Annotated in this window: 27 protein-coding genes; 1 reads left to right on the forward strand and 26 read right to left on the reverse strand. The window is 64.5% G+C overall.

Annotation, left to right across the window (positions count from 1 at the left end; translation table 11 throughout):
- Window positions 1-4: 4 nt before the first annotated feature.
- The 6 genes from AE618_RS18595 to AE618_RS28075 form a co-directional block, all read right to left on the reverse strand.
- A complete protein-coding gene (locus AE618_RS18595) occupies window positions 5-415 on the reverse strand; it encodes a DUF4054 domain-containing protein (protein WP_054210581.1) in 411 nt (136 codons plus the stop codon).
- Between the two features lie 32 nt (window positions 416-447).
- On the reverse strand, window positions 448-894 hold the full coding sequence (locus tag AE618_RS18600; RefSeq protein WP_054210582.1) for a hypothetical protein: 447 nt from the start codon (window positions 892-894) through the stop codon (window positions 448-450).
- Window positions 894-1,178, reverse strand: coding sequence for a hypothetical protein (locus AE618_RS18605; protein ID WP_054210583.1), 285 nt, complete (start codon window positions 1,176-1,178; stop codon window positions 894-896). Before AE618_RS18605 ends, AE618_RS18600 begins: the two co-directional genes overlap by 1 nt.
- Window positions 1,179-1,243: 65 nt before the next feature.
- On the reverse strand, window positions 1,244-2,332 hold the full coding sequence (locus tag AE618_RS18610; RefSeq protein ID WP_054210584.1) for a major capsid family protein: 1,089 nt from the start codon (window positions 2,330-2,332) through the stop codon (window positions 1,244-1,246).
- Between the two features lie 51 nt (window positions 2,333-2,383).
- A complete protein-coding gene (locus AE618_RS18615; RefSeq protein ID WP_054210585.1) occupies window positions 2,384-3,328 on the reverse strand; it encodes a phage cement protein in 945 nt (314 codons plus the stop codon).
- A 58-nt stretch (window positions 3,329-3,386) separates the two neighbouring features.
- The gene (locus tag AE618_RS28075; RefSeq protein ID WP_054210586.1) at window positions 3,387-5,597 is read right to left on the reverse strand and encodes a DUF2213 domain-containing protein; all 2,211 of its coding nucleotides are present in this window, start codon (window positions 5,595-5,597) and stop codon (window positions 3,387-3,389) included.
- A gap of 55 nt (window positions 5,598-5,652) precedes the next feature.
- Between AE618_RS28075 and AE618_RS18625 the strand changes: the two genes are divergently transcribed.
- Window positions 5,653-5,898, forward strand: coding sequence for a hypothetical protein (locus tag AE618_RS18625; protein ID WP_054210587.1), 246 nt, complete (start codon window positions 5,653-5,655; stop codon window positions 5,896-5,898).
- On the opposite strand, the gene AE618_RS18630 is transcribed toward AE618_RS18625, so the two are convergent.
- The 20 genes from AE618_RS18630 to AE618_RS18720 all read right to left on the reverse strand — a co-directional run bounded on the left by AE618_RS18630 (window position 5,899) and on the right by AE618_RS18720 (window position 20,261).
- Window positions 5,899-6,678: a phage head morphogenesis protein gene (locus AE618_RS18630; protein ID WP_082365391.1), complete on the reverse strand. Its 780-nt coding sequence runs from the start codon at window positions 6,676-6,678 to the stop codon at window positions 5,899-5,901.
- A complete protein-coding gene (locus AE618_RS18635) occupies window positions 6,675-8,414 on the reverse strand; it encodes a DUF1073 domain-containing protein (RefSeq protein ID WP_054210588.1) in 1,740 nt (579 codons plus the stop codon). Before AE618_RS18635 ends, AE618_RS18630 begins: the two co-directional genes overlap by 4 nt.
- Window positions 8,415-8,422: 8 nt before the next feature.
- Entirely contained in the window at window positions 8,423-9,649 is a 1,227-nt protein-coding gene (locus AE618_RS18640; RefSeq protein WP_197280826.1) for a hypothetical protein, read from the reverse strand.
- Window positions 9,650-10,064: 415 nt separating this feature from the next.
- On the reverse strand, window positions 10,065-10,505 hold the full coding sequence (locus tag AE618_RS28540) for a hypothetical protein (protein WP_197280827.1): 441 nt from the start codon (window positions 10,503-10,505) through the stop codon (window positions 10,065-10,067).
- A gap of 95 nt (window positions 10,506-10,600) precedes the next feature.
- The gene (locus AE618_RS18650; protein WP_054210590.1) at window positions 10,601-11,221 is read right to left on the reverse strand and encodes a hypothetical protein; all 621 of its coding nucleotides are present in this window, start codon (window positions 11,219-11,221) and stop codon (window positions 10,601-10,603) included.
- A gap of 244 nt (window positions 11,222-11,465) precedes the next feature.
- Window positions 11,466-12,320 carry a hypothetical protein gene (locus AE618_RS18655; RefSeq protein ID WP_054210591.1) on the reverse strand — a complete coding sequence of 285 codons (855 nt, stop codon included), beginning with the start codon at window positions 12,318-12,320 and terminating at the stop codon, window positions 11,466-11,468.
- 70 nt (window positions 12,321-12,390) lie between these two features.
- Window positions 12,391-12,663, reverse strand: a complete 273-nt coding sequence (locus AE618_RS18660; RefSeq protein ID WP_054210592.1) for an HU family DNA-binding protein — start codon at window positions 12,661-12,663, stop codon at window positions 12,391-12,393.
- A gap of 58 nt (window positions 12,664-12,721) precedes the next feature.
- Complete coding sequence (locus AE618_RS18665) at window positions 12,722-13,015, reverse strand: hypothetical protein (protein ID WP_054210593.1); 294 nt, start codon at window positions 13,013-13,015, stop codon at window positions 12,722-12,724.
- Window positions 13,012-13,950 (reverse strand): DUF7146 domain-containing protein, encoded by a 939-nt coding sequence (locus AE618_RS18670; protein WP_054210594.1) that lies wholly within the window; start codon window positions 13,948-13,950, stop codon window positions 13,012-13,014. The genes AE618_RS18665 and AE618_RS18670 overlap by 4 nt, the downstream gene beginning before the upstream one ends.
- Window positions 13,947-15,413, reverse strand: a complete 1,467-nt coding sequence (locus AE618_RS18675) for a DEAD/DEAH box helicase (protein ID WP_082365392.1) — start codon at window positions 15,411-15,413, stop codon at window positions 13,947-13,949. The genes AE618_RS18670 and AE618_RS18675 overlap by 4 nt, the downstream gene beginning before the upstream one ends.
- Window positions 15,410-15,922, reverse strand: coding sequence for a hypothetical protein (locus AE618_RS18680; protein WP_210166464.1), 513 nt, complete (start codon window positions 15,920-15,922; stop codon window positions 15,410-15,412). The genes AE618_RS18675 and AE618_RS18680 overlap by 4 nt, the downstream gene beginning before the upstream one ends.
- The gene (locus AE618_RS18685) at window positions 15,923-16,153 is read right to left on the reverse strand and encodes a hypothetical protein (protein WP_054210597.1); all 231 of its coding nucleotides are present in this window, start codon (window positions 16,151-16,153) and stop codon (window positions 15,923-15,925) included. It lies immediately after the preceding gene.
- On the reverse strand, window positions 16,150-16,350 hold the full coding sequence (locus AE618_RS18690; RefSeq protein WP_054210598.1) for a hypothetical protein: 201 nt from the start codon (window positions 16,348-16,350) through the stop codon (window positions 16,150-16,152). The genes AE618_RS18685 and AE618_RS18690 overlap by 4 nt, the downstream gene beginning before the upstream one ends.
- A complete protein-coding gene (locus AE618_RS27470) occupies window positions 16,347-17,396 on the reverse strand; it encodes a DNA cytosine methyltransferase (RefSeq protein ID WP_082365393.1) in 1,050 nt (349 codons plus the stop codon). The genes AE618_RS18690 and AE618_RS27470 overlap by 4 nt, the downstream gene beginning before the upstream one ends.
- The gene (locus AE618_RS18700; protein WP_156330346.1) at window positions 17,393-17,659 is read right to left on the reverse strand and encodes a hypothetical protein; all 267 of its coding nucleotides are present in this window, start codon (window positions 17,657-17,659) and stop codon (window positions 17,393-17,395) included. The genes AE618_RS27470 and AE618_RS18700 overlap by 4 nt, the downstream gene beginning before the upstream one ends.
- A complete protein-coding gene (locus AE618_RS18705) occupies window positions 17,656-18,222 on the reverse strand; it encodes an MT-A70 family methyltransferase (protein ID WP_054210601.1) in 567 nt (188 codons plus the stop codon). The genes AE618_RS18700 and AE618_RS18705 overlap by 4 nt, the downstream gene beginning before the upstream one ends.
- Window positions 18,219-18,593, reverse strand: a complete 375-nt coding sequence (locus tag AE618_RS18710; RefSeq protein WP_054210602.1) for a LexA family protein — start codon at window positions 18,591-18,593, stop codon at window positions 18,219-18,221. The genes AE618_RS18705 and AE618_RS18710 overlap by 4 nt, the downstream gene beginning before the upstream one ends.
- Window positions 18,590-19,081, reverse strand: coding sequence for a hypothetical protein (locus tag AE618_RS18715; RefSeq protein ID WP_054210603.1), 492 nt, complete (start codon window positions 19,079-19,081; stop codon window positions 18,590-18,592). Before AE618_RS18715 ends, AE618_RS18710 begins: the two co-directional genes overlap by 4 nt.
- Complete coding sequence (locus AE618_RS27475; RefSeq protein WP_082365394.1) at window positions 19,081-19,698, reverse strand: HNH endonuclease; 618 nt, start codon at window positions 19,696-19,698, stop codon at window positions 19,081-19,083. Before AE618_RS27475 ends, AE618_RS18715 begins: the two co-directional genes overlap by 1 nt.
- Window positions 19,698-20,261, reverse strand: coding sequence for a hypothetical protein (locus tag AE618_RS18720; RefSeq protein WP_054210604.1), 564 nt, complete (start codon window positions 20,259-20,261; stop codon window positions 19,698-19,700). The genes AE618_RS27475 and AE618_RS18720 overlap by 1 nt, the downstream gene beginning before the upstream one ends.
- Window positions 20,262-20,311 lie beyond the last annotated feature (50 nt).

The raw sequence follows: 20,311 nt of genomic DNA on the forward strand, positions 1-20,311 counted from the left end.
CTGATCAGATCGCGGGGGCGTCGGGGATGAAATAGACCGGGCCGGCGCCGCACGCCCGCAGCAGGGTGTAGAGCCGCTGGCCATACGAGGTCGCGTTCCATGCACCTGCTCGCCCGATCGCGGTGGCGCCGGTGTCATAGCTCACCGACACCTTGTCGACGGACTTGGACGATACCGGGCCTTGTGCCTGCCCCGGCACACCAGCTCCCGCGGCAGACGCCACGGAACGCGCCGACAAGACGATGTTGTGCGCGATGAAGAGCATCACGGCGAGGTCGTATGACTTGCCGAGCCGGCTGGCGCTCAACTGGTTCGGCGCTTGGTCGAGCCAGGCATTGATCTGAGCATCGGGGAATTTGGCCGTGTCCGTGAACTCCGGGAACATCGTCCGGAAGGATGCAGAGGTCACGGCCACGGCGTCATCTCCTGGTCAGGTCAGCGCGCAGATCAGGCGACGTCGGCCTTCGTCAACGGCGACAGGTTGGGACTACCGCGCGGGATGCGGGCGTCCTTGTCGGGGTTGATCGGCTGGAGACCGGAGAGGATGCTGGCCCCGTCCTCGGCACGCTTGATCGTGGTTTCAGCCTTCTCGCTGGCGAAGACGAGGCGGTTGCGCACCGCGTCGAGATCGGCGTTCTGCTCAAGCCACTTGTCGAAGAACTCCTTGTCGATGCCAGGGGTCAGCGCGTAGCCGCCCGCATGGTGGAAGTCCGGCACCTTTCCGAAGGGCACGGCCGGGCCGTTGACCTTGATCTGGGCGCCCTTCTGGACGGCGCGCTTCACGGTCTGCGTCCCGCCACCCATCACGGGCTCGGAATGCTCGGCGAAGTCGAACACCCTCAGGAAGAGGCCATTGGGGATCTTGCACGCAACGGTGACGGTGGGACCGGCCATCAGGAATTTCCTTCGGAGAGAACGGAGACGAGGCCGTTTTTCACGACGTCGGAATCGGCGTTCTGGTTGAGCCATGCCGCGATGAACGCAGCGTCGAGATCGGGATTGGAGCCATAGGCGAGCGTCAAGACGCCCGTCGCAATGGCGCGGGGCTCGCCGCCGTCGCCATCGTCATGCATCGTGAAGCTGCGGAGCATGAGGCCGCCTTCGACGCCGCAATGCACCGTCACTGTCTTGGGAACGGCTATCTCAGCCGCAGTGGTCTTCTTGGGCTTGCGGGCCATCGCCGGCCTCCTGTGGTCGCCCAGCCGCTCGACGCGGCCGGGTCAGATGCGGGAAGCTGTGCGGATCAGACGCCGACCATGCTGGCGATAGCCATCGGCATGCGGATGACCGCCCCCCAGGTGCCGGCGGTGATCTTCTGCTTCACAGAGGACGATCCGCGCACGATGGGGTGCGTGCGCATCTTCTCGTTGAAGGCGCAGTAGCCGGTGTCCTGGCCCTCGACCGACTCGGCGATGAGCTGCACGAAGTTGCCGGCAGCGACGCCCTGCGGGTTAGACGCCGAGGTGACGCCGTACTGGACGGCGGTCTCGATGCGCAGGTTCGGGAAGTTCTTCTTGAGCAGGTCGGAGACATTGACGTTGAACGAGTTCGTCGCGGTCAGGGCGACGCTCGACCCCGGCGACATCGCCAGCACCATCTTGGTGTTCTGGTCGACGAGGCCACCTGTCTGCGTGACCAACTGCAGGAAGATCGCCTGGATATCGGCATAGATCTCGTTGGCGGTCGCGACGATCGCGCCGGCATTGATCCACTTCACGCCGCCTGCGGTTTTGGTCGCAGGGGTCAGCGCAGCCGACAGGTTCGGGTCGTTGAGCAGGCCGTAGTTCTGCAACCCGGCCACTCCGAAGAAATAGGTCAGGTTGGAGAACTTGTTGAGCACGGTCGCCGCGGCGACGTCGATCTCGGACACCCAGTTGATCTTGGAGAGGCCGGCGCGCTCGAGCTCGCGGTCGCCGTACTCCTTCATCGTCTGGAAGAGATACGACTGGCGCTGAGGCCAGTTGGTGTTGGCGCCGGCGCGGCCGTTCTCGTTGAAGTCGCCATAGCTGGAGACCTCGCCGGTATGCTCGACCACCGGGAACATGGCGGTCTCGTCGAGCCAGGTGCCCTTGCGGTTCTCGCCGAAGATCACCGCGGCATTGTTCGGCGAGAACAGCACCTTGAAGACCTGCGGGTCGATCATGGTGGTGAGGAACGCCGGAACCGCCGAGTTCGGGTCTGTCACGAGCGTCGGCTGCGCATCCATCGCGAGACCGAAGTCATGCTTGAACTCGTCGGGAACGTAGGACTTCACTCCGGGCAGGATGGCGCCGAGCTGTTCGAACTGCGCGGCATCGGCTTTCCATGCGGAGGCCGCTTCTTGAAGGTTCATGACGTGGTCTCCGCTTGTTGGCGCGATGCCGCCGAGAGATTGAGGGAGGGATCAGCCGAGCAGGTGCGAGGTGATCTTGACGAGTTCGCCGGGGAGGCCTGCCGACATCGCGACGAACTTGGTCTCGACGTTGGTGGTGCCGGAGATGGTCGTCGAGGACGCGGTCTGCGTGGTGTCGACGATGTAGGTGCCGAGGCCGCCGGTGCCGGTGCCCAGAGCGGTGATCGTGGTGCCGGCGGTCACGCCGGAGCCCGACAGGACTGACCCGACCTGGAACAGGCCCGACAGCGCCGACGCTGCGGTGAAGACACCGTAGGTCTGCGTGATCGTGGTGGAGGCCGCAGCCTGGTTCGCGATCGAGACGGTATAGATGCCGATGCCGCCTGCGGTGCCGCTGTCCTGGGCGACGACACGGGTTCCGGTGGCGACGCCCGTACCGGACAGCAGGCCGCCGATGACCAGAGCACCGGAACCCACCGCCGTGACGGTGAGCTTGTTGCCGGAGATCGAGCCGGTGACGGACGTGGACGTGCCCGCCGCGATCGAGCCGGTGGCGGAAGCGGTCAGCGCAGCGCCGGTGGCGGCAAAGCTCGCCTTGCCATCGGAGAAGTTGGCGTAGGCCTTCTGCCCGACGACAGCGTTGGTGAGACCATCGTTCTTCACCCAGAAGCCGCCCGCGCTGTGAAGCGTGATCGGGAAGCCCTTCGGGATCAGCATGCCGGCCCCGGCGAGATAATCCGTGATCAGGCCCTGTTGGGCGCGATGCACGAAGCCGGTGACGGGACCGGCGCCGAAGCTGTCCACGATGGCGGGGGCACCGTTCGGATCGATGGGGTTCGGCTTCCACCATGCGAAGCGGCCGACGGTGACGCCGGCAGCGCCAGCGACAAGGCCGCCGGGGCCAGCCTCAACCGAAACGCGGGGGTTGTGATCGGCGAAATCGCCAGCGACGGCGGGAGCCGGCTGGACGTTCACCGCGGTCTGGAATCCAGCCATGGTCTAGTCTCCTGGGGTGTCGGCAGCGCCGAAGGGTTCGGAAGTGAGATCGGGAGGCTCAGGCGCGGCCGATGGCGGCCGTGCCGGGGAAGCGTTCGTGGAAGGACTTGGTCGCGGCCGAGTCCATGGCGACGCGATTGACGACGGCCGTCTTGGCACCGGGCAGAGGCTGGGCAGCGAGGATGGCCGGCAGCGCGGAGGGGTGGATGCCCTCGACCGGGATACCCAGCGAGGTCAGCGCGGTGGCATAGACCGCCTCGGCGCTGTCATGGGCCATGGCGAGGTCGCCGACATAGGGGCGCACGGCGCGCTCGGCATCGCGGATCGCGACCTGACGCTTGGCCGAACGGTCCTCGGCCGCCTTGACCGCGGCGGCGATTGCGGCATCCATCGCCGGCTTCTTGATCATGTCCTTGATGCCATCATCCCTGTCGTCATCGTCCGCGTCCATGGCGGCAGGCGCATCGATCATCGCGCAGACCTTGGCGATGTCTTCGTCGCTGAGCTTGCCGGCGAGGAACGCCTTGATCGCCTCGACACCGGAGTCCTTGGACAGGTCATCGGGCTTCATCGCCGGGGCCGGCAGACCGGAGCTCGGGTCGATGTCGGCGCCCTCGACGATGTCGATGCCGTCCAGCGTGTCGAGCAGCGCGGCGACGTCCTCGATCGAGGCGTCCTGAGCGAGCTTGCCCTTGGTCGCGCCCTTGATGCCGGCGAGGATGTCGGCGGACTTGGCCTTGAAGTTCTTCGCGGTGATACCGGCGAAGACGGGGGTCAGGTCGATCTTGGCGTCCTGAGCGAGCTTGGGGCCGATCGCGGCGAGCAAAGCGCCCTGTGCGAAGATAGCCTTGCGGGTGAGAACAGTCTTCATTGTGGCGTGCCCTTTCATGGCGTCTGCCGCGAACCGCGGAATGGCTTGGTCTCGCGCTTCCCGATGGCCCTTGGATGTCCCTCGATCGGCGCGGGAATCCAGTTCCTTCTCGATGTACTTCTTGACTTCCGGTTCGACATTCTTGTTGGACAAAGCAGCCGTCAGCTTTTCGTGCGACATGCCTTCAAGCTTCTCTTTGAGGGCAGCGCGCGAAACCTTGCTCTTTTCCGCAGCGGCCCCGCCCCCCCCGCCGCCGCCTGACCCGGTGGACTGACCGTTGCCGGGGTCATGCTGGGCTTCGTCCGAAGCGAGCGTGATCGTGTCGAGGCTCATATTGACGATCTCCATGGAATCGCCGACGACGACATCTGGCCCAGCCCTCCCTTCGGTCACGAGGCTGACGTGGTTCCCGACGATGTCGCGCATGACGCCGTCGTAGGCCGCGCCCTCGTAGGTTCCTGGCGTCATGTCGGCGCGGTACCGGTAGGCGGACGACAGTTCCTGCTTGCTGCGGTCCTCGACGCCTGCGATGGCGTGGCGAGCCCAGATCACCAGGCTGTTGCGCAGATAGGGCGCGTCGAACTCGGCTTCCGACCCGGTCGAGCCGACGACGAGATCGGGCTGATGGTCGTCGGCTGAGACCGGCACATGCCGCGAGAGCAGCGGCAGATTGTTGAAGGTGGACGCTGCCTTCGCCAGTTCCTCCGGATCGCGGAAGAGCCGATACGTCCGGTCGGGGTTCAGCCCGTGCGCCTCGAAATCGGGGATCTCCCGGCCGAGGTAGGGGTTGATCGCCGCCTTGCTGATGTTGGTCGTGGCGACGTGCAGGCGCCCGTCGCGGTCGAAGCTGCGGACGGTGTTGCGATCGAAGGCGAGTGCAGCATCCGAGGCCACAGCGGGGGCGCTGTCCTCGTCGATTTCCTCAAACCGCTCCGGCCCGAGTTCGAGCATGCCCGCATAGGGCTCGACCTTCGTCAGATCGACGTCGCCCGGTTCGTAGGTGATCGTGATGTGAGGCTTGTAGCCCTCGAAATCCCATGACGCCCCAGCATCGCGGAACGCCTGCCACCGGCTTTCCAGATCAGGGGATTCGAAGCGCAGCACCACCGCGCCCTTGTCGCCAAGCGCCTCAACCGAACGCTCGCCGTCCTTCTGGTCAACGGCGGCAGGGATGCGGATGTCGTCGAAATGGTCAGGCGCCGCGAACCAGTCGACCTTGGTCTTGCTGTAGGCGATCGTGACGTGCAGATCGTCGGCCGCCAGCGGCTTGCTGAAGCCCTGCGCCTTCGCCCAGGTGATGATGTCGTCGGCGTTCTTGACTCCCCGGCTCACATAGAGCGAACGAAGGTCCGGCTTCACGCGCGGCGCCATCGCCTTGTCGAGCGCGATCAGCATCATCAGGGCGCATCTCTCGTTTGAAGGTTCGACCGCGCTCCGCTACGGTGCCTGTCGCATGAAACTCACGATCGCCGAAATCCTCAGCGAACTCCGGGACGCCGCCCGCGAGGACGCGTCTGAAATCGACCCCCGCGTCATGACCGAGGTCGACTTCCTCGAATGGGAAGCCGCAGACCTCATCGAGGAACTGATGGCAGCCTTGGGCAGGATCAGGGACGGCGCCGACAACCCAAGCCAGATCGCCCGCGATGTCCTCGACGAGAAGGCGCGCAGGATACGCAGCCTCCAGCGCGTCGTCTGATCAGTCGTCGTCGCCGGGCAGAACCGGCCTGCAAAAGCACCTGCAGTTTGGCAACGCACCGGCGTGTCCCTGCATTCCGTCGAGCGTCGGCGGATCGTTCCAAGCGACGAACTTGCCCGACATCGCCTTGTGAGACGGCCGCACGTCGGAATCGCCTGCCGTCACCCACACATATCCGACCGAGCCGACATGCTCGGCCCGCGCCTGAGTGAGGGCAGCCGATGTCCGGCCGACCTCGGTCCGCGCGATCAGATCGGCGCGGGACTTCGTGACCTCGCCTGTCCGCATGATCTCGGCGGAAATCTCTGAGGCCCGCAGGCCCTTCGTGATCCCTTCCAATGTCAGCTTGTGGACCCGCTCGGCTGCCTCGGTCGGCAGGCTCTTGATGAGCCGGACCTGTTCCTCGAGCAGTTCGCGCATCCGGGCGCCGGTAGGCGCATCAGCGATCTCACTCTTCAGCGACATGCCCATCTGGCGTGCCGCCTGCATCCATGCCTTTTCGTCGCGCGCCGCGACCTCTGCGATCATCCGACCGGAGACGGCGCGTGCCCATGGCTCAAGGATCTGGGCATAGCGGTCCAGAGCATGGCTCAGGGCATCGACATCGATGAACTCCCCAGCGAAGCCGGAGACCAGATCGCCGATGTGCCTGGCGACCTTGCGGAGCTGCGTGACGAACCGCCGTTCGACGCGGCGGGCGGCGCTGAAATCAGCCCGCGGCGTCTTGGCCTTGTCGAATGCGAACTGCACCGCGCCGTTCTTGCTGACGCGGGAGATCATGCGGCTTCCGCCTGTTCCACCTCCAAGGGGGGAGATGTTGGTTCTGGTGCCGGCGGTTCGGCTTCCGCCTCTGCGATGTCGCCAGCGGTGATGGTCGACCACAGGCCGGTGGCAGGCGCGAGTTTGGCGAGCTCGCGCAGCGCGATTGGCTCGGAAACCACACCGTCCGACGCCGCGCCGACAATGGCCGCGGTGAGCGTGGCCGCGATGTTGGCCTTGTCCGCATCCGTGACGCCAGCAACCGGCACTGCGTTCTCGTCGAGCGAGGCGTAAAGCGTATCCGGATCGTTGCCGATCCGCTGGCGCTCCTCGGCAGGCGTGATGACCTTGCTGGCGATCAGCACGGCGCCGGTATCGGCTTCGACCTTACGGACCTCGGCCATGGCCTTTTCGTCGAGCGACCACAGCGGCTCGTATTTGAAGGTGATCGAGGGGTCGACCTCGCCGAACTCGCTCAACTGGACGAAGCCCAGGACGCGGGTCAGGTTTTCGGTGAAGAGCAGTTCCTGATAGGCGGCGATCCAGTCGTAGAAGACGCGGATCTCGCCGTCAGACGATGCATTGAGCCCCGATGGGGTGATGCCAGTGAACTTGACCAGCGGAATGCTGGCGACAGAGCAAATCTGCTCCTGCGCCTGCGCCTGGAGCTTGTCGAGCGTCCCGAGCGGGGTCGAGACGTTGAAGAACTCCTCGGCCGGGTCCGTGCCGCCATCGCCCTTGTCGAGGACCATGACGCCCTTGTTGTCGCGCATGTTCGTGAAGAACTTGACGCGCTTGAAGAGCTCGGCGCCTTCATCGACGTTCATCTGGTCGACGAGATTGACCTTGATCCCGTTGGTCGAGAACGAATGCAGCAGATCGGATACGCTCTGGCGGGTGCGAATCCAATTGTCGACGTAGGGCTTCGCCATCTGCGATAGCGACAGGCCGCCGAACGCATAGGCCGGCTTCAACAGGTCGGGCACAGACCGACCGACGAAGGTCAGCAGGCGGGACGCATGGATCTCCTTGCCCTGCACATACCAGGCGGAGGGCCGATAGAAGTCCGGCGCCAGCGGGTCCATGGCGTTGTAGTTCGATGTCGAGCACCAGACGGCCTCGACATTGCGGAGGCGCTTCAGTCCACCCGTGCCGACCTTGTTCTTGCTGATGGCGTTGTGGCCGTCCCCAATCGGGGTGATCAGTTCTTCGCGCTGGTCGCTTGTGCCGAGGTCGAGATAGACATGCGAGCGGCCGAAGAACCCGTCCTGCAGTGCAGCCTCGCGAAACACCTCCTGCACGTTGAGGCGCTTGAAGGCTTCCGTGATCTTCGCGACCTTGTCGGTCTTGTCCTCATCGCCCGACGCTTGGATGACGATCCACTTCCGGGTCATCTCCGTGGCGATCGTCTCGGAAATCTTGCGATATTCCGGGCGCTGCGCGAGTTGGGCGAGCGCCGGATAGCCGAGGAAGGCCAGCCCCTCCGAATACTGCTCCGCAGCGAGCGCGGCCCACTGCTGCGCCTGCCCTGCGGCATCGTCCATCGCCATCTGCGTACGGCCCGGCACGACGCCCGGCGGATGATGCGGGATGACGAACGGGTTGACATTCTCCTCAGCGGGCGGCTGCGCGGAGCGCGCCATCATCGTGTCACTGATGATCTTCCGGCGCTTTGCCGCGGGCTTGGCCTCAGGCACCGCCGCAACCGTCCCCTGCCCCCAGCCGAACCAGCGAGAGACGGCGGACAGAAGCTTCATGGAGCAGATTACCTCATGCCCGAACGGGCGAGCATTTCATCGGTGATGACCATCGAGCCCCGCGCCTTCATGGGCCAGAAGGCCATGACGATCGCATCCGCCATGTTCGGCGATTTGGTGCCTTCCGGAGACTTGTTGACGATGAGCTTCAGCGATCCGTTCTTACCCACGGTCGCTTGGCTCAGTTCTTTCTCAACCTGCCGCAGCGCCGGCAAATCGACCGGGAGGCTGATCATGTCGTCAGGCTTGAATGCGACGCCTTCGGTGACCGCGCGATGCGTCCGCTCAAATCTGCGCCGAAGTTGCCACCAGGCTTGCGCCTTGACGTTGGCGTAGAAGTCCTTGTTTTTTGGCGAAGCCTTGTCGCCCTCGATCACATGCCCATCCGGGTCCAGAGGCGTCGCCCCTGCGTTCCACGGCACCAATCGAAGCGTCTTCGGCATCAGGTTTTCCGCGACAAGGCGGTTTGTCTCCGCCTTCACGCCTGCGCCGATTCCAACGCTGTCGTATTGCAGATCCATCGCCCCGAGATCGGCGCATGCCGTCACAGCGCGGCGAGCGGTGGCGCCGGTGTCGGCTTCACCCCATTCCTCGACGGACTTCAGAACCGATCCCTTGCGCTTCGCCAGCGCATTTCTGTCCCCGCCACCGTCTGCCACGTCGAGCGCGGCGCCCCATGGCCCGCTATCGGTGAACCCGAGCTTTTCAGCCGCGCCAATCGCCGACTTCACCCATTCGGCCGGGATGATGACGCCATCCACCGACGCAGCGTAGTTGCGGTCCACCTCTTGCGCGAAGACATGCGTCAGGCCGTCCGCTACCGACTTCGCCTTCCTGGCCGCATACCATTCCGGGCTCTTCGCCGGATGATCGCGCCAGTCCATGATGAAGACGTTAGTCGCGTCCGACAGAGCCGGATTGTGCGGCACCCATTCGACGCCGGCCTCACGCCTGCGATGGAAGACGTTGCCGAGCCCGTTGACCGACGAGATGTCGATCTGGACGCGGGTATTGTCGGCAAGCGCTGCCTCAACCTTCTCGGGCCGCTCGTAGTGCGCGCTCTCATCCTTGAAGTAGATCAGCTTCCGGCCGCCGCGGCCGATATTGTCGCCGGCCTCCCCCGTGATCGTCGCTCCGTTGTCCGGGTTGACGAACCGCATGAAGCTCATGTGATCGCGCGGGCTGAACCCGTCCGGCAGAAACTGCCTGGGCAGGCCATAGATGATCAGGCGCATCTTTTCGAAGATGCTGTCCGCGTCGCCAAGCCGATCGACCAACTGCTCCTTACGTGAGCCCCAGCCGATCGAGGCGCCTTCTCGGAAGAGCCAGAGCCAGATCGAGAACGCAGCACAAACCCATGTCGCGCCCATATCGCGGCATTTCTCGACCAGCCCCCCGCTCTCGGCATGCAGGCAGGCGACCAAGAACTCGACGAGTTCGGCCTGCCGTTCGAACAAGACGAATGGCATCCGCGCCGACGACGCCGACCCTGCAAGGCGCGGATCATATGTCGTACACCAGTGGTTGATGAACTCAACCGGGCGGTCTGCATAATAGCTCAAAGCGCTCTTGATCAGCGCCGGGTCGGTTTCGAACTTTGCGATCTGCGTCCGGCGCCATGCCAGCACGCTGATGTAATCGGGCGGCCAGCTACTCTTCGTCGCCGTCGAGGGTGCCCGAATACGCGTCTGCGCTGACCGGGCCATCATCTCGGCCCGCACCGTCGCTATCGCCTCGCTGAAGTCGGCCGAGGGCTTTTTCGAGAGCAGCAAGCTCATCGTCGGTCATTGCCTTCAGGCGTTCGGGGTCGAGCACGACGCCCTGTGTCTGGATAGGCCCGCCCCCTTCGCCCATGTGCTCAATGGACTGGCGCGGCTTGCCATAGGCGCGGTCGAGCAGGGCATTGGCTGCGGAGACGCGGGCGGATTCGCTCTCACCTTTCGTGGCGACGGTGACGAGCGCCTTCAATGCGACCGCTGTATGCGTCCGGGCGAGATCAGAGAGCGTCGCCTTGTGCTCTTTCGTGGCGCGGTTGAGGAGGCCCTTGGTTCGTCCCGCGCCGGGGCGCTTTCCACCGCGTTTCGCTGCCATCGCGTTTGAATTTCCGTTGATTTTTGATTGTTTTTGAATTCTGCGGCGAACAATCAAAACCGCGTTGAATTTCAGAGGCTTGCGGTATGCCCGACTTACCTGCTGAGCGTCCCGCAGAAGACGGGCTCGATCCCGCATTTTTCGAACACCGGCCTCAGAGGGCGAAGCTGCTCTCCCCCGGCTCTGGACGCAATAGCGAGGCGAACCGATTTGAACAGACCGCGCTGGGCGATTTGCAGCCCATAGGACATCACCTGCCCGATCGCCGGCAGCACATCGCGCGCCGATCGAGCGGCCTTGCATTCGATGATCGTGCCGGTCCCGTCTTCATGGAACGCCAGGATATCGATGCGACCGCGCTCGACCTGATATTCTGTCTCAATGCGGATGATGGCAGGCCAGCCATAGGCCTCCAAGATCATCGACGTGTTGAGGCCGAACAGAACCTCATTGACCACGCCACGCTCGCTCGCATCCCTACGGGCGCCGAGCACAAGGTCTGTGCGGTCGAACGCGGCAGGCGCTTTCAGCGCCCGGGCAGTTGGCGGCGCGTACATCCTGGCGCGAGCAGGCCACCCTTCCCGCCTGGCTTTCTTGAGCACGGCGACATGCGAGACGCCGGCCGCCTTGGCGATCTCACGGACCGAGAGGACGCCGGCACGATATTCGCGCTCGACGGATTCCCAGTCAGCGTTGGGCTTCGGTGCGCTGGTCACCTGTGTCTCACGATCCTGATGCTCGGGTCTGACCCGCGCAAGGCGGGGAGCGCTCTCTCGGCAGAGCGCAGCGCAAGGGCTGCGGGCCGGGCGTCTCTCGATGCTGATTTGGGCTGATAGGATGGATTACTGGATCAACTCATTTCGTGCGTCAACGGGTATTTTTCGGCTACGTTGATGCGATACATGAGATTTTTACCGCAGATAATTGCGCGATTTCGGTAATGTGCCGCAGAATTATTTTTTATCCCCTACCCTTCAAGCGCCTTGCAACGTCGCCATCGAGTAGGGTGCCATAGACCCATGCGACGGGTTCCAGTGCTTCGCGGAGGAATGCCGAGGGGCTGTTGACGATGAAGGGGAAGGTGGAGAGGGCGCGGCTTTCGAATACGGCATGGCTGATCATGGCGATGCGGGCGCGCTGGTCGCGGCCGGGGAAGATGAACTGGACGGCCTCGATGCTGTCGCGGACATAGCCGGAGGCGTCGAGAGAGCTATCCGAGCGGCCGGGGGCGGGGCCTCCATCGACGATGGGCTTCTCGTAGTCGATCGAGCCGATGGATGCGCCTGCCGCCATCCAATGTCCGCGAAGACGAACGCCGGCATCGACGGCCCATTGCGGGAGCAGATCCTTCGCTGCGAGCCATGTCAGGTTGCACGATGCCTGGTTGTAGATGATCTGGTCGGCGCCCTTGCCCCTGACCTCGGGGTGGATGCGGGGCTCGGGCACTGCGGCGCGGGCGAGCGCCATATCCTCGCGCAGCCGGCGGCGGGCGATGAGCTCTGGTCGATGCTCAGCATTGGCAGTGAAGTTGAGCAGCACGCTGGTCGCCCTCACCTGCCCCTGGCGCGCGCAGTTGGCGACGAAAACCGCGATGTCCGGCCGTGCGCGCTCGATCTCGACAAGGCGCGCTGGTCGCCCTTCGCTGCGCCGAGCCTGCGCGAGGTTCATGGTGGTGATGATCCGCTTGACCGGGCCGAGACGCGCGGGCTCGCCATCGCGCCGGCCATGGATGATCGCGGCGGTCTCATTCACACTGAACCCGCAGAGGTATGCCACCTCCACCATGAGCGCTTCGGTTTCACGATTCATCCGCATCTGGCCGGCCCTTGATAATTGAGAGCCGGCGGGACGATCCCCGCCGGCAGTGTCGTGGTGCGATTCGCGCTCAGGCGACCGCGTCGGCGAGTTCCTTGGCGACCTTGAACTTGACGACGGTCTTGGCGGGGACGTCGATCATGGCGCCGGTGGATGGGTTGCGGGCGGTTCGCGCGGCGCGGGCATCGGGCTTGAGCTTGCCGACGCCAGGCAGGACGATCTCGTCGCCTGCCTTCAGCCCGCCCTCAATGGCGCGGCCCAGGCTCGCCAGGATGGTGCCGACATCAGCCTTGGTCTTGCCGGTGGAATCGGCGATGGCGCTGATCAGTTCGTTCTTGGTCATCGGGTCTTCTCCGTTTGGGCCTCTATGGGCCGGGAATCCCGCCGGTGGCGGAATAGGGTCAGGCTTGCGGCAATGAGATGGTCCGGACGTTTTTGCCGTTGCGCCGAACATCGAATGTCTTGGCGCTGGTCGAGCGCGGGCGCGGGTTGGCGTTGAGGTGTTTCAGCAGCGCTTCCGCCGCGGCGAGCTTCGCCTGGGCCGCGCTCGGGAACATGAGCGCTACGCGGCGGCACCACGGGGTTGAGACGGTCACGACCCCCTTGTCGGTGAAGTAGATCGCCTTCCACCCCCGACGGTGCTCGTCTTGGATCGCGTCAACGCGGAGCTCGAGCCTGGCTCCGATCATGGTCATGCCACCTCCGCACGTTCGGCCATCAACACGTCGTTCCAGTCCATGCCGGGATCGGCAGGCACTTCGACGCGGGCCTTCAAATGGTGTTTGGCAATCAGCCGGTGAGCGAGCGCATACGCCGCTGCGTGGCCGGCGTAGTTCACATCGCCATCAGCAAAGACGATGACCTCCTCGACCTCGGGAGGCGGCTGCCACTGCATCAGCAGCGTGGTGTTGAGGCAGGACCAGCACCCGACATGCCAGATGATCGAGGCAGATAGGGCGGTCTCGATTCCCTCGGCGACGCCCAGCACTTTCGCGACGGGCGACAGGCGCACCGCGCTACCCTTGGCGATTTGACCTGGCATCATCTTGCGGGGCTCGGCGTGGGCGATTTTCTTGCCGGACCAGTCCAGATAGGTCCGGTGGATCGATGTCGGGATGCCGTCTGGCGCGGTCACCTTGGCGATCATCGCTGGGTGCCAGCCGGATGGATCGCCCTGGTAACGGCATTTTTCGACGTAGCGAAGCGATGGTGGATAGTCCGCTAGCCGGATGTTCCGGTTGCCGAGGTAGCGCGCGACCGGGTCATCAGGGCCAAGCGGCAAGCCATTCGACCACAGGCCGTTCATGGCCGCGCGCAGATCTTTATCGCTGCGCGTGGCCCGTGGCTCTTGCTCGCGCTGCACCGACCCGACGATGCCCTCGATCTCTTGCGCCGCGGTCTTGAAGTCCCATCCTTTGTGCGCCATCGCGAGCGCTATGCCGTCGCCGGCTCCGCACTGCGAACAGATCCACGTTCCGCGACCGTCCTTGTCGTCGAAGCGGAATCGGTCCTTGCCGCCGCACATCGGGCATGGGCCGTGCTTGCCGGTCAGCGAGTGGCGATCGATGCCGAACGACCCGAGGATGCCGCGCCACCGGCCCTGGCAGTTGTCGCGAAGGGTGCCGCTCATGCCGCCGCCCCTTCCGATTTATGCCGCGACTTCGCCCATGCGATCTGACGTGACTTAACCCAACCCAGCGTCTCAGGGCTCGGGTTCTGCGGCGTTACCTCGCGCCGATAGGGCCACTCGTCGAACTTCGCCCGGTAGTTCGCCAGAACCCATTTTGGTGACTTGCCGTGCATCTCGGCATAGCCGGTCAGCTCTGCGTAGAACCGGCGCTTTTGCTCCGCCGCCGCCTTGACCTTCGCGTGGCTGAGAACGTCGATCTGCCCGTCATCGCAGGCGATCGATGACACCTGCACCGGAGCGAACCCACAACTCGGGCATTGATGGACCTTCGCCGGCTTGAGGAATGAGCACTTGCCGCATTCCTTCGGTTCGGGCGTCTTGCGGACCCGGTCTCGCTTCGGTCGAGGCGAGCCGTCATCGAGCTTGGCATGGTGGACGTCCGTCACGAACCCGAGGTTCAGGGTCGTGTCCGAATGGTCGATGATAAGCAGGTCGTCTTTCCCATCCGCCGCACGCAGCCCCCGACCGATGATCTGGAGGTACAGCATTTCCGATTTCGTGGGCCGCGCCAGGACGATGCAGCGGACATCCCAATCGACGCCGGTTGTCATGGTCCCGACATTGCAGACGACTTTGCAGCGCCCATCATGGAACTGCTTCCGGATGTCGTTTCGCTCCTCCATTTCGGTGAAGGCATCGACATAGGCAGCCGCGATTCCGGCCTCCAAAAAGCGTTCCTGCAGATGCTTGGCGTGAGCCCGATCGACGCCGAACACGAAGGTCTGCCGGTCCTCCCCGAGCCGGCGCCACGTCTCGACGACGTCGGCGGTGAGTTTCGGCTTGTCCATGGCTTCCGACAGGTCGCCGTCGTGATAGTCGCCGGCTACCGTGCGAACGCCCGTCAGGTCGGGATGGGACGGCGCAAACACGCGGAACTTCGTGAGGAAGCCCGCTTCCATCAGTTCGGCCATGGTCGTCGGCACGATGAGATCGTCGAAGAACTTGCCCAGCCCCTTGGTCCACGGGGTGGCGCTGAGCCCGATGAACGGCACGCGCGCCCATTCCGGTTTGGCCATCCAGTCACCGTAGAAATCGAACCATCGGTGCGCCTCATCGATCACGACGACGTCGCTGTCGGGGATGTCGCGCCGCATCAGCGTCTGGACGCTGGCGATCTGAACGGGGCGGAACGCTGAGGTCCGCTCGTGCTTGCCCTGGATCACGCCGACGTCGCGGATACCCTCGGCCCAGAACGCTTCGACGGTTTGGTCGACCAGCGACAGCGCCGGCACGCAGAACGTCACAGTTTTGCGCTTGGACAACGCTCCCTCGACGATAGCGGCAGCCAGCAGCGTCTTGCCCGCTCCTGTCGGCATCGCGAGCATGGGGCGACGGTTTCCCGAGCCAAGGGAATGCCTGAGCAGGTCGAGAGCCCTGACCTGATGGGGGCGAAGCGGCCTCATGCCTGGCCTCGCGTGGTGCTCAGTTCTGAAACGTCCCGGAACCTCTCCTCTTGGCTAGGTTCTATCTGGCTTCTGGCTTCTGGCTTCTGGGCTTTATCCCCCCCGTTAACCCCCAAGTGCCCCCTGATGGGGTTAACCCCCCCGTTAACCTGTGCGCGAAGATTTGGGTTGCCGCCCTTCCCGCCGTTGGCCTTATCCCTATCGGACTTCTCTGCGTCGCGAACGATGCGGCGGCTGTAGATGATTCCGCTGTCAGTTCGGCTGAGAACGCCGGCATCGTCGAGCTCTCGAACGAGCGCGGTCACTTCCTTTGCGGACGCGCCGATCAAAGCGGCCATCTGTCGCTCGTTCAACGGAGCGCTTTTCACCAGCAGATACCCTCGTGGGTCCGCCTCGTGCATGATGCACAGCAGCTCAATCCAGAGGCCCCGCGCGGCCAAGCCGCAGAGCCGCAGCGCTGGGTCAGAGCGCCAGTCCGATGGATAGAATTTCATCCATGGTGCCGACATTTACCGGCTCCTTTCGATCTCAATGATGGCATCGGCCAAGGTCTCAGCGGACGCCCTGGTGCATGCGATGAACTTGTCGAAGGCCTCGCGCAGGCCCTCGACGTCGCCCGACGCAACGCAGCCTGCGGCGCTCGTCAGATGCTCGTCAGCCATCGACAGGCTTGCCATCAGGAAGGCCCTAGGGGAGCTCGTGTCCGTCTGTGCGGCGATGGGCCAGCGCTTGCGTTTCATGGCCGCCCTCCGCCCCGGGCTGGCTTCTCGACGCGAGCGAACAAGGCGAGGAACGCCGCCCATGCGTGGCCGGCGGCGATGCCGTCCTCGATGCGGTCGGACGCCTGTGCGACCTTCCGGGCATCAAGCCACGCCTGCCATAAGCGCTCGGCTTCCATGTCGTCGGTGGGATGGCGCGGAGGGATGACGACGTTCATGCCGCAGCGCTCCCGTCCAGAACATCCATCAGCGCGGCGAGGACTTCCGCCGCGAGCGGGGCAACGATGCTATTGCCCGCAAGACGCCAAGCCGGAATTCGGCCGGCCATCCCATCAACCAGAAGGCAAAGTCCGGATTCGGTGCGCCGCGCTTTACCGTCGTGGCAGAGGAGCCATTCGGCGCCGGCCCATGCGGAGCCGTTGCGGCCATCTGGCGCGGAAGCTGATCGAGCCTGACCCGACCATCCTCCGCGACCGTCGCCATGCCCGCGCTGTCCTTCCAGTCGCGCGCACTCGGCGTCACCCAGGGTGACGCCGAGTAGAGCTGAGCCGGCAGTGGCTGCCCGCCCGCGCCGAAGCTCATGTTCGGCCCGCCCTTCTCCCCGTCCGATGCTCGAGGCGTCGACCAGGTCGACGCCTCGATTGATATCGATTGGCCCAGGGTCAGCCCGAAGCCATTGTTCCCGTATTTCGCCGCCAATGCCTCCCGTCGATCCAGTATCCTCTGCGGGTCCGCTGATCCGAACGCCCCCGCCTCCGGCGTTGGCCAAGGCGCACCAGTAGAGCCGCTGGCGGACGTGCGGGGCGTCCACGGAGCAAGCCGGGATATCGACAACCCGGCTGGTGAAATCTTCTCCCGCCAGATCAGCGCGGACTCCGTCGAACCAACCATAGCCAGGCGCTCCCGCAACCTGCTCTCCCACGACGACAGCGGGCCTTCGGGCACGGGTGAGGCGAAAGAGGTCGGGCCACAGATGCCGAGGATCGTCGACACCGCCGCCTTTCCCGGCCGCGCTGAACGGCTGACAGGGGCAGGAGCCGGTCCAGAGGGGCCGGTTGTCAGGCCAGCCAGCAAGTCGAGCTGCAACGGACCAGAGGCCGGCACCGGCGAAGAAATGGCACTGCGTGTAGCCGTCGAGGTCATCGGGCTGGACATCCTTGATGCTGCGTTCATCGACATCGCCGGGCGCGATCAGGCCATCGGAGATCAGGCAGCGCAGGACATGCGCGGCATCACGATCGATCTCGTTGTAGTAAGCGGTCATCGCGCGGCCCGCCCTTCGAGAAACCCGACGATCACGCCCATGACGTGGGAGAAATCCAAAGGGCTGACTGCCCCGACGCGCTCAACGCGGCCGAGCGCGATCTCGAGCGCGACGGCTGGCGTCTTGCGGCCGCACTGGAATTCGGCGTTGAGGTTGGCGGTTTCGGACCAGACCAGCTTGGCCTCCCCGCCGCCGCGCGCGTTCGTGCTCAGAAGCAGGCTGAAGCCCAACGCTCCAATGTCTATGACGATGGGGGCGCTCATGCTGCGGCTCCGTCGAACTTGGTCGACTCGTCGCCCCATGAATCGAAGCCGAGTCGGGTTTGCCGCGAGAACAGGTCCGCCCGGCGCATGCCGTTCGTGTGCTTGTTGACGAGGGCGAAGAACTCCTCTGGCTTGCGGCTATGCTCCCGCGCGATGCCGTCGAAGATCGAGGGGAATGCGGAGAACTTGCCGGGCTTTCCCATGCAGCCGATCAAGACCGGCTCGTGCATTGACCTCGCCCAATATCCGGTGCCCATGCGGACCTTCCCGGACGGCGTGGTCTTCCGCCAGATCATCTGACTCTTGTAGGTGAAGCCCCATGCCTTCATCACGTCGAAGGCCTGCGGCTGCATGGCGCCGGTCGTCCAGAGCAGCAGAATGCAGTCGCGCTGCGCCAGCCGACCGACCGGGAGGGCCATGATGTCTTCGGTGGTCATCAGGTCGTAGTGGCGCGATGCGCTCTTCGCCTGATTGGTCTCAGACCATGTGCGGAATCGCCACGGCGGATCTGCGCAGATCACGTCGTAGGAGAGTGGCGACAGCGGATCGAAGGGCCAGGTCATGCCCGCCCCCGCAGAAGGCTCTCAGCAGCGCGCTGGGGGCGAATGGGGTCTGGGCATCCGAGGTATTTGCGAAGGGCCGCTTCGATGATGGCATGGCGAGGCATCCCGCTCTCGCGGCAGCATCCGGCCAAGGCCGTCTCGATATCGCGGGGAAGATCACGGACGACGCTGATGCTGCGGGCTTGGTTCGGCAGCCGGCGGATGCGCCCGCGCTGCTCTAGCCCTTCCACCAGCCGGTGGACGCCGCTCTTCACCATGCCGAGATGGTCGCCCATCTCCTGCAACGAGGGGCTGTAGCCCTTTTCCGACACGAAGATGTCGATGAAGGACAGCAGATCGGATTCGAGCGAGGTGATGCCGAGCTTGCTCATGGCTGCTGCCACTCGCAATGATCGAACAGGCCTCTGAGGCGAGCCTTGCGGACTGCGGCGTCGATCCGAGCCAGCCGGGCGGCGCGCTTCTCATCTTCAATGCGAGGCTTCGGGACGAACCTGATGACCCTTGGCTCGTCGATCTCGGGAAGGCTGATGCGCGGCAGTGTCAGCGGAGGGGCAGGCTTCGGCTCCGCATACGAGCGGGCTGAAATGCGATCCTCGTTGATGACGATCGGGAGCTTGCGGCCGGTCGAGCGCGGCTTGACGCCGACGCGCTCCGCTTTCTCCCGTGCCCGGCTGGCGCAGACGCGGGCCTTCTGCTTCGTCCTTGCACCACCGATGTTGAGAGCGTGGCGGATGCTGTCTGTGCTCTTGCCGAGATAGGAGGCGACCTCGGCAAGGTCGGCGCCGAACTCAATCAGCGTGCGCGCCTGGGCGATCCACTCTGGCTCTTCGGCGGGGTTGGCGATCGATGGGGATGGCATCAGGCGACACCTCCCATCAGAGCGACGCCAGCGGGACGACGGGCGAAGGGCGGGCGTCGGCGGGCGTTTACCGCATGGGCTTGAGCGATCAAATCCGGAGAAACATCGACGTGCGCCCATGAAGTGCGGGCCAGCACTTTGTTGATGGTGTTGCGGTTCATGCCGAGTTGAGCGGCGATCGTTTTTCCGCTGACGCCGGCAGCTCGCAGTTCGAACAATCGAACGATCAGCGCTTCGTCGAGCTTGGCATTGTGGTGATCCGACCCAAGATGATCGCGGCCATGTTCGCGACGATCCGCAGCGTTATCGACCAAGCTGCCCCATGCTAGGTTTTCAGGGCGGTTGTTATCTCTGGACCCGTCCAGATGGCGGCACTGCCAGCCTTCGTGCGGGCACGGCCCGTGGAAGGCCTCGCAGACGAGGCGATGGACGCCGACGCTGAGCTTCCGACCGTCAAAGGTCGATTGAAGAAAAAGGTATCCAGTATTGAACCGCGAGCCGCTGAGTATCTTCGGCCGCTTGAACGATCCGCGCGGGATGGCGCGCATCACGCGGCCATGGCTAGACGCGAAATAACCAGGCCATGACGAAATCGGCTTCCAAATCTCTTCTGACATTAGATATCTCCTCCAGCGCAGGGATCACGCATCCGCATGCGGGCGACCGCGTCACGGGCGGCAAAATCGGCGTCGATGCGGAAGGCCAGGGCGAACCACAGGCAGACGGCGTCTGAGTGGTTGTCGTCGGCGTATTCGATGCCGCGGATGAAGCATTCTCGCTTCACGGCGAGCTTGGCGTCTTCGCGTTTCAGCCTGCCCTTCCCCTTGCCGAGGAAGGCGATGCGGGCCTGGGCCGGCTGGATCTCGTCACAGCGGACGTCCATGAGCTTGCAGATGCCGAGGATGACCCAGCGCATGCCGGCCTGCATCAGGATGGTGTCGATGTTGGTGAAGCCGGAGCCCTGCTTCCCTGCGATGGTCTGCGTCGAGAATTCGAAGGCGACGCGGTCGGGCTTGTTGAGGGCGATCATGTCGCCGACGAATTGCATCTGCTCTGCCGCGACCTTGGCATGCTCAGAACCGGACGGCGCAAGCCGACGGGTGCCGCCACGCAGGGGCTCTCCGATGGCTGCGGCACACCATCCGGTCTTCACGCCGATGTCGAAGGTCAGGAGGTTCATGGTCTGCCCAGCAGAGGAAAGGTCGCCCCGGCGTCGGTGCCGGGGCGCGT

It is taken from the genome of Allobosea vaviloviae, from assembly GCF_001298265.1.
In the GTDB taxonomy this organism is placed as follows: Bacteria; Pseudomonadota; Alphaproteobacteria; order Rhizobiales; family Beijerinckiaceae; genus Allobosea; species Allobosea vaviloviae_B.